Raw genomic sequence first — 1,609 nt, forward strand, 5'->3', positions numbered from 1 at the left:
CTTCAGCACGGTGGTGAAGTCAATGGACGTGAACTGCGATCCCTGGATGCCCTTCTAAGAGTCAAGCGGCAATTTGGTTCTGATTGATCTCTCTGTACCTCCGGATGATGATGCAGAAGACTTCACGAGCAATGTATCGTTTGAGACAGCGAATGGCTTCCAATTTTGAGTGGCCCTCAGCCGTTCGTCTGGCGACATAATCTTTGGTCTTTGGATCCAGCCGCAATCGTCCAATTGCAATGATATGGAGCGCGCTGTTCGCAGCACGGTCGCCCCCTCGGTTCAATCGGTATCGTATTGTTTTACCTGAGGATGCAGGAACGGGGCAAACGCCACATAGCGCAGCAAAGCTGGCCTCTGATCGCAACCGCTCAGGATTGTCACCTGCAGTCAGTAGAAGTTGGGCCGCGCTATTCAGTCCGATTGAGTGACATGCGATTAATTCTGGTGCCAGTTCTTTGACGATAGCCTGAATCATATCATCAAGATCAGCGACTTCATCATGCAGTTCGAGATATCGGCGTGCCAGCGATTTAAGTGCGATCTTATAGGATCCTTCAACATCGCGATACCCAGTCAAATCTGGCCGCCAAGCTGCCAAGGTTCGTATCAATTGCATGCGGGTCATTTTGCGTAAAGCGTCGCGCAAGTGGTCAGGCGCGCAAACGATTGTCGTCTGGATGATCTGTAGTGCAACCCGACGAGCTTGAACGGCCGTTTTTCGACACACCTTTAATACACGTAAGGATTCTACCATGCCGTCGCGGCTGCGCGGCGTTACTGTACGCCGCTCTGCGAAGGCTGCATGCGCTGCACTTTCTGCATCAAAGTCGTCATTCTTACCACGCCGCCTTCGATCCAGTTTATCTGGTGCAGTCACTTCCAGGACATCAACGCCAGCAGCCTGCATATATCGCAAAAGCCCTGCGCCATAGCTTCCGGCACATTCAATACCAATCCGTTGCAGCTCACCAAACGACCGCATCCATATCAGCATTAACTTATAGCCTTGCCGCGTCGTGGCAAAGCTTTGTGTTCCTAGCACTTGGTCATTCTCGTCGACAACAGCTGCGACGTGGAGGTCTTTGTGGGTATCCACCCCACCCACGACTGGCATGGTTTGTATCGATTTTTTCATGGTGCTATCCTTTCCGGCAGTGACAAACACACTTTGTCGGTAAGAATGCACGGACAGGACAGTCATGAGACCAGATGGTCACGCCCTTCTTGGGTCACGCGGCACCTTCAAGACAAAGTCTTACCGCCAGGCGTTCTCGGGTGGTCGACAGTTCCAAGGAAAGACACATGTCAAGTCGATCGGAGTGAGGGTCAGACCACGTCGGAAAGCCAAACGGCACCAACCCAACGAACGGTCAATCTGTGTTAGAGTCAAACCACCCGAGAACTGGTTACCATCATATGACTATCTGTGTTGAAGATATCCGGCTTGCCATAGCGGGCCAGCGCTTCCTCAACCGCTTCGATGCAGAAGGCCGCTTCCATCGTGATCGACAGTCGCCACGATAAAACCTTGCGGCTGAACCAGTCCACGACGGCGCAGAGATAGACAAAACCACGCGCCATGGGGATATAGGTCAGATCCATTGCC

Annotated in this window: 1 protein-coding gene and 1 pseudogene; both read right to left on the reverse strand. The window is 52.5% G+C overall.

Translation table 11 applies throughout. The features are described from left to right. Window positions 1-61 precede the first annotated feature (61 nt). Window positions 62-1,138 (reverse strand): IS110 family RNA-guided transposase, encoded by a 1,077-nt coding sequence (locus tag OPR82_RS22680; protein ID WP_265987231.1) that lies wholly within the window; start codon window positions 1,136-1,138, stop codon window positions 62-64. A gap of 263 nt (window positions 1,139-1,401) precedes the next feature. Beyond that, window positions 1,402-1,609 (reverse strand): annotated as a pseudogene (locus OPR82_RS22685) (DDE-type integrase/transposase/recombinase); the annotation flags it as partial.

This window comes from Ochrobactrum chromiisoli (assembly GCF_026241335.1).
GTDB lineage: Bacteria > Pseudomonadota > Alphaproteobacteria > Rhizobiales > Rhizobiaceae > Brucella > Brucella chromiisoli.